The 819-nt window shown below is 57.9% G+C and carries 1 pseudogene; it reads right to left on the bottom strand.

Annotated elements, in window-relative coordinates:
- Positions 1–819: pseudogene (locus JK635_RS29070) on the bottom strand (ISNCY family transposase); the annotation flags it as partial.

The following is an 819-nucleotide window of genomic DNA, read 5'->3' as shown; positions in this document are numbered from 1 at the left end:
TGCGAGCGGGCTTGGCAAAGCGCCGGTTGTAATCGGCTATGAAGGCAGGCGCGTATGCATTGGCGGCAGCCATCGTCGAAATGCCTTGCAAGCGCAGTTACTTCACCAGACGGTCCTGCAGTGTCAGATTGGCGCGCTCTACGCGGCCCTTGGCCTGGCTGGTATTGGCACAGATGCCTTCGATGTTGAGCTCAAACAGCGCTCGGCCATACTGTGTATGGCCATTGCCACCGGTGGCGTGCTTGTGGTTGACGCGAAAGACACTGGCCTTGTCGCTGTAGAAGGCTTGTGGCTTGCCATGCTGCTCGATATAAGCACGGGTCGCTTCGAAATAACTGAAGGTCGATTCTGACGGGGTGAAATGCAGCTGCAGGATCTGGCTGGTGGCATCATCCACAAACACGAGCAAGGTACACGACAGCGCCCGGTCCTCAAACCAGCGATGGTCGCTACCATCGATTTGGACCAACTCGCCAAGGCAGTGCCTGCGGTTGCGTGGCTGGTAAATCCGTGCCGGGCGCTGGCTACGCGGTATCCATAGGCCGACGTCGGACATCAGTTTGCGGATGGTTTCCTTTGATAAATCCACCCCATGCAGCTCACGCAGCTTCTCGCACGCCAAGGTCGGCCCGAAGTCCGCATAACGCTGGCGAATGATGGTCAAGGCGATTTGCGCAATCTCGTCGGTCTGGTTGTTACTTGACCGATTACGCCGACGCGATACGAGGCCCGAGGGACCTTCAGCGCGATACCGGACGACCAATCGATGTACTTGACGTACTATCAGCCCCAGCTTACGCGCAGCACTACCAGGCTTCA

The organism is Neobacillus paridis, assembly GCF_016765675.1.
In the GTDB taxonomy this organism is placed as follows: Bacteria; Bacillota; Bacilli; order Bacillales; family Cytobacillaceae; genus Neobacillus; species Neobacillus paridis.
Note: the sequence above shows the minus strand (reverse complement) of the source record. Positions and strands in the feature narration are given on the sequence as shown.